Origin of the sequence: Pseudomonas sp. GM33 (assembly GCF_000282295.1) — a bacterium.
Taxonomy (GTDB): domain Bacteria; phylum Pseudomonadota; class Gammaproteobacteria; order Pseudomonadales; family Pseudomonadaceae; genus Aquipseudomonas; species Aquipseudomonas laurylsulfatiphila.
This window is the reverse complement of sequence record NZ_AKJO01000123.1, coordinates 56,178-62,313: the sequence shown is the minus strand read 5'-3', so window position 1 is coordinate 62,313 and position 6,136 is coordinate 56,178. Positions and strand designations below refer to the sequence as shown.

Sequence of the window (6,136 nt, the reverse complement as noted above, 5' to 3'; positions counted from 1 at the left end):
CACTACACGGCAGCTCCTACATTGGAATCTATTCCTCCTGTAGGAGCTGCCGCAGGCTGCGATCTTTTTTTGCCAGCAGCGTATGCTTAGCTCCCTAACGCTTTCACCTAACAAGGATCAAGCCATGCGCGCACTGGCTGCATTGAGTCGTTTTGTCGGCAACACCTTCGCCTACTGGGTACTGATTTTCGCTGTCGTGGCGTTCCTGCAGCCAGCATGGTTCCTCGGCCTAAAAGGCGCCATCGTGCCGCTGCTGGGGCTGGTGATGTTCGGCATGGGCCTGACCCTCAAGCTCGAAGACTTCGCCGAAGTCGCTCGCCATCCCTGGCGCGTGGCCCTGGGTGTGGTTGCCCATTTCGTGATCATGCCGGGCGTGGCGTGGTTGCTCTGCCAGGCGTTCCACTTGCCGCCGGAAATCGCCGTCGGTGTGATTCTGGTCGGCTGCTGCCCAAGCGGCACCTCGTCGAACGTGATGACCTGGCTGGCCCGTGGTGACCTGGCGCTGTCGGTGGCCATCGCCGCCGTCACCACCCTCCTCGCCCCCCTGCTGACGCCGGCGCTGATCTGGCTGCTGGCCTCGGCCTGGTTGCCGGTATCGTTCATGGAGTTGTTCTGGTCGATCCTGCAAGTGGTGCTGTTGCCGATCGTGCTGGGCGTGGTTGCCCAGCGGGTGCTCGGCGACAAGGTTCGCCACGCCGTGGACGTGTTGCCGCTGGTGTCGGTGGTCAGCATCGTGATCATCGTCACGGCAGTGGTGGCCGCCAGCCAGGCGAAGATTGCCGAGTCCGGCCTGTTGATCATGGCCGTGGTCATGCTGCACAACAGCTTTGGCTACCTGCTGGGTTACTTCACCGGGCGCCTGTTCAAGCTGCCTCTGGCCCAGCGCAAGTCCCTGGCTCTGGAAGTCGGCATGCAGAACTCCGGGTTGGGCGCCGCGTTGGCCAGTGCGCACTTCTCGCCGCTGGCGGCAGTGCCCAGTGCATTGTTCAGTGTCTGGCACAACATTTCCGGGGCATTGCTCTCGACGTATTTCCGTCGCATGAGTGAAAAACAGGATCGGGAAATGGCGGCGCAACAGGTCAGCGACTGACTGGAAAACTTGATCCCCGGGTTAATGCTGGGCACTATATTGCCCATCGCGAGGACGACCTCGCGGCTCGATCGAGTCATTAATCAGGGGACGACCCCGTCAGACGATGGAGGTCTTCATGTCCTGGATCATTCTGTTTTTCGCCGGCCTTTTCGAAGTGGGCTGGGCCGTCGGCCTCAAGTACACCGACGGTTTCACCCGCCCGCTCCCCACCGTATTGACCGTTGCGGCCATGGCTATCAGCCTTGGCTTGCTCGGCCTTGCGATGAAGGAATTGCCGCTGGGCACAGCCTATGCGATCTGGACCGGTGTCGGCGCCGTTGGCACAGTGATCGCCGGGATCATTCTGTTTGGCGAGTCGATGGCGCTGGTGAGGCTGGCGAGTGTGGCGTTGATCATTAGCGGGTTGGTTGGGCTCAAGGTCAGCGCTTAGGCCACTACCGCTTTCGCGAGCAAGCCCGCTCCCACAGGTTTCGTGTACTCCCACACATATAGAGCACACCATCAATCCTTGTGGGAGCGGGCTTGCTCGCGAAGAGGCCCTAACTGTCACCGACTATCTGACTGTCCCGCGCAAATCCCCCACCAACGCCTGTAACTGCACCGGCTGCGCCACCTCAACCGCCACCGCCGGCCCGGCCACCAACGTCACCCGCGACCACAACCGGCGAAACAGCCCTTTATTCGGATCGCGGCTGAAGAAACTCCCCCACAACCCCTGCAAGGCCAACGGAATCACCGGCACCGGTGTCTCCTCGAGAATCCGCGTCAAGCCACCCTTGAACTCGTTGATCTCGCCATCGGCAGTCAATTTGCCCTCGGGGAAGATGCACACCAGCTCACCGTCTTTCAAATACCGGGCAATGCGCGTGAAGGCTTGTTCATAGATCTGGATGTCTTCCTGGCGCCCGGCAATCGGAATCGTCCCCGCGGTACGGAAGATGAAGTTGAGCACCGGCAGGTTGTAGATCTTGTAATACATCACAAAGCGAATCGGCCGACGGACCGCGCCGCCAATCAGCAAGGCATCGACGAACGACACGTGATTGCACACCAGCAGCGCCGCGCCTTCGTCGGGGATCAGGTCCAGATTGCGGTGCTCCACGCGATACATGGAATGGCTGAGCAGCCAGATCATGAAACGCATGGTGAACTCCGGGACAATCCTGAAGATGTAGGCGTTGACCCCGATGTTCAGCAACGACACGACCAGGAACAATTGCGGGATCGACAGCTTGGCCACGCTCAGCAAGACGATCGAGACAATCGCCGACACCACCATGAACAGCGCATTGAGGATGTTGTTGGCGGCAATCACCCGCGCCCGCTCGTTCTCCGCCGTGCGCGACTGGATCAACGCGTACAGCGGCACAATGTAGAAACCGCCGAAGACGCCCAGGCCGAGGATGTCGAGCAACACCAGCCAGGTGTGGCCGAAGCCGAGGATGTCGATCCAGCCATGGCCGGCGGCGCTGTCCGGAATACCGCCTGAATGCCACCACAGCAGCAGACCGAAGACGGTCAGACCGAACGATCCGAACGGCACCAGGCCAATCTCGACTTTGCGTCCGGAAAGCTTCTCGCACAGCATCGAACCCAATGCGATGCCGACCGAGAACACCGTCAGAATCAGCGTCACCACGGTTTCGTCGCCGTGCATCCATTCCTTGGCATAGGCCGGGATCTGCGTCAGATAGATCGCCCCGACAAACCAGAACCATGAGTTGCCGACAATCGAGCGTGACACCGCCGGTGTTTGCCCCAGGCCCAGTTTCAATGTGGCCCAGGACTGGCTGAAAATGTTCCAGTTCAGGCGCATTTGCGGCGTGGCGGCCGCCGCCCGGGGAATGCTGCGGCTGGCCAGGTAGCCGAGCACGGCAATGCCGATGATCGCCGTGGACACCACCGGTGCGTAATGCGCCGAAGACATCATGACCCCGGCGCCAATGGTGCCGGCGAGGATCGCCAGGAAGGTGCCCATTTCCACCAGGCCGTTGCCACCGACCAATTCATCTTCACGCAGGGCCTGCGGCAGGATCGAGTACTTCACCGGCCCGAACAGCGCCGAATGGGTGCCCATGGCGAACAGCGCCAGCAGCATCAGCGACAGGTGATCGAACAGAAAACCGACCGCGCCGACCGCCATGATGGCGATTTCCCCAAGCTTGATCAGGCGGATCAACGCATCCTTGGCGAACTTTTCCCCGAATTGCCCGGCCAGGGCCGAGAACAGGAAAAACGGCAGGATAAACAGCAGCGCACACAGGTTGACCCAGACAGAGCGGTCACCCTCGATGGTCAGCTTGTACAAAATCGCCAGGATCAACGACTGCTTGAACACATTGTCGTTGAATGCCCCAAGGGACTGGGTAATGAAGAACGGCAGGAAGCGCCGGGTACGCAACAAGGTGAACTGTGAGGGGTGACTCATCTTCCATGTGTCCCTGATTATGTAGAGAGTGGCCTGGATACTGTAATTGGAGTATCGAAACTCGATCCAGGCCACACCTTACCTAATCTTTGCCGGTTATTTCTTCAATCCGGCAATGCATGGCGAGACAAACAGTTCACCCCGCCAGGCGCCCAGCACCGTGCGCTTGCCGACGATCAGCCACATCACCGCCAGCAACGCCACCAGCACACAGCCAAACACACTGAAAAACGTCAGGTTCAAGGTACTGGCCAGCTTCAACGTCGCCAGAGAATAGACGCCCAACGGGAAGGTGAAGCCCCACCAGCCCAGATTGAAGGGGATGCCGGCGCGCAGGTAGCGCGCAGTGATCAGCAGCGCCATCAGCATCCACCACAGGCCGAAGCCCCACAGGGTGATGCCGGCCACCAGACCCAATCCCGCAGCAATCTCACCGACGCCCGGCAAGCCATTGGCCGCGAAAATCAGCGGTGCATCGCCGCCCAGCACCAGCATGCCCAACGCGCCGGTGCCGATCGGGCCAAGGGCCAGCCAGCTCGAGGCGGCCATGTTTTCGTGGGGCAGTTTATGCAGGGCCATGCGCAGCAACAGAATGGTCAGGATGCTGAAAGCCACCGGCAAGGAAAATGCCCAGAGCACGTAGCTGGTCACCAGCATCACCAGTTGCGAGTGAGCGTCGGCCAAATGCGGCGCCAACAGGCCACCGCTGGCGGCCGCCACTTCTGCCGCGACCACCGGCAACAACCAGACAGCGGTCATCTGGTCGATGCTGTGCTCCTGACGCGTGAACATCATATAGGGAATCAGCACGCCGCAGGCCAGCGACATCGCCACATCCAGCCACCACAGCACTTCGGCGAGGTGAATCACACCGTCGCCCCAGCGCGGCAGGCCGAACACCAGGAAGCCGTTGATGATGGTCGCCAGGCCCATCGGGATGGTGCCGAAAAACATCGAGACCGTGGAGTGGCCGAAGATCCGTCGTGCTTCGTCGAAAAACAGTAGCCAACGGGCGGCGTACAGCGCCGTGAACAGCAGGAACAACGCAATGTTGAATAGCCACAAGGCTTCGGCAAAGGCGTGCAAGGCGGGCATGGCGACCGGCAATTGCGCCAGTGCCAGCGCCAGCACACCGGTACCCATGGTGGCCGCGAACCAGTTGGGGGTGAACTGGCGGATCACTTCGCGTGGGTGCTGCAGGTGACTGAACGGTTTGATTCCGGGCTTGATGCTGTTGGCGCATGTCATGGCGAACTCCTGTCCTCTCGTGAGGTAGAGCCCATGTTAGATCCGAATCGAATATCTATATAACGGGTAATATCTCTATATGTTATCTATTACATAGATATTTAATCAGGAGCTGGCCTCGCATGCCGTGCCTGAACGCGGGCGCATCAAACCTGCCAAAGCGCCAAGGGCCAGAAGAATCAACACGGCGCCATAACCGTCGACGGTCGCCACCAGACCGAGGGTTCGGCTCAGGTTCCCGGCCAGCAGCGATGGCAGGCAGAAGGCGAGATAGCTGAGCGCGTAATACGTCGACACCAGCCCGGCACGCTCATGGGGCAAGGCCAGCGGCACCAGGCTACGCAAGGTGCCGAGAAAACCGGAGCCGAAACCACAGCCTGCGACCAGAGTGCCAAGGAAGAACAGCGGCAGGCTGGCACTGTGCACACCCAGCAAAATCAGCACCACACCCATTGGCATCATGCTGGCGCCCAATAACAATGACTTGCCGGCGGGTCGGTTGCGCATGCTGTAGATCATCAGCGCACCGGTCAACGTCAAGGCGGCAACGGTGGCCCCGCCGATCATGTTCGAGGTCGAGCCTGTGGCCGTGCGCACCAACGAAGGCGCCAGGGAAGCGTAGAAACCGCCCAGGGCCCACAGGGCAGTATTGAGCGGCAGCACCCGCCACAAAGTCGAGCGCGCTTGCAGCGGCACATGCAGAGTCGGTCGCAATGAGGCCCAAACCCCGGTCTGCCGCGAGACGCTTTCCGGCAAGCGCCAGACATACAACGCCTGCATCACAAACAACGCCAGCAGCAGCCAGTACGTCAGGTGCAACGGTGCCGGGGCGAACTCGGCCAACACACCGCAGCCCAGCCCGCCAATGGCCATCCCGGTCAAGGGTGCAACGCTATTGACCAGCGGCCCCCGTTCGCGGTCGGTATCCAGTAGGGTTGCGCCCAGCACCGCGGTAGCCATGCCGGTGGCAAAACCCTGCAGGACTCGGGCACTGATCAGCCAGGTGACGCTGTCGGCGTGAATAAACAGCAGCATCGCCAGGATATTCAGCACCACCGCCGTGAAAATCACCGGTTTGCGCCCCAGGTAATCGGACAACGAACCGACGGTCAACAACGCCACCAACAGGCTGAGGGCGTACACGCCAAAAATCAGGGTCAGGGTCGCGGCCGAAAACTGCATCTGCTCCTGATACAGCTGATACAACGGCGTCGGCGCCGTGGAGGCCGCGAGGAAACTGAGCAGGGTAATGGCAAGAAACCACAGGCTGGCACGGTTTGAATGAGAACTGGACATGGGCGCGCTCCACAAAAGCTAACTTTTTGCTTTTGTGGAGTGTGCTACTGGATCCCTCTTAAAGCAAATTC

5 protein-coding genes are annotated in these 6,136 nt (G+C 60.5%); 2 read left to right on the top strand and 3 right to left on the bottom strand.

The genetic code is table 11. The features are described from left to right. Positions 1-124: 124 nt before the first annotated feature. Both PMI26_RS07240 and sugE read left to right on the top strand, forming a co-directional pair. The gene (locus tag PMI26_RS07240; protein ID WP_007977600.1) at positions 125-1,090 is read left to right on the top strand and encodes a bile acid:sodium symporter family protein; all 966 of its coding nucleotides are present in this window, start codon (positions 125-127) and stop codon (positions 1,088-1,090) included. Positions 1,091-1,208: 118 nt separating this feature from the next. Then, positions 1,209-1,523, top strand: a complete 315-nt coding sequence (gene sugE, locus PMI26_RS07245; RefSeq protein ID WP_007977599.1) for a quaternary ammonium compound efflux SMR transporter SugE — start codon at positions 1,209-1,211, stop codon at positions 1,521-1,523. Between the two features lie 123 nt (positions 1,524-1,646). On the opposite strand, the gene PMI26_RS07250 is transcribed toward sugE, so the two are convergent. The 3 genes from PMI26_RS07250 to PMI26_RS07260 form a co-directional block, all read right to left on the bottom strand. Further along, positions 1,647-3,521 (bottom strand): MFS transporter, encoded by a 1,875-nt coding sequence (locus PMI26_RS07250; protein ID WP_007977598.1) that lies wholly within the window; start codon positions 3,519-3,521, stop codon positions 1,647-1,649. 96 nt (positions 3,522-3,617) lie between these two features. After that, complete coding sequence (locus PMI26_RS07255) at positions 3,618-4,769, bottom strand: TDT family transporter (protein ID WP_007977597.1); 1,152 nt, start codon at positions 4,767-4,769, stop codon at positions 3,618-3,620. A 105-nt stretch (positions 4,770-4,874) separates the two neighbouring features. After that, on the bottom strand, positions 4,875-6,065 hold the full coding sequence (locus tag PMI26_RS07260; RefSeq protein ID WP_007977596.1) for an MFS transporter: 1,191 nt from the start codon (positions 6,063-6,065) through the stop codon (positions 4,875-4,877). Between the last annotated feature and the right edge of the window lie 71 nt (positions 6,066-6,136).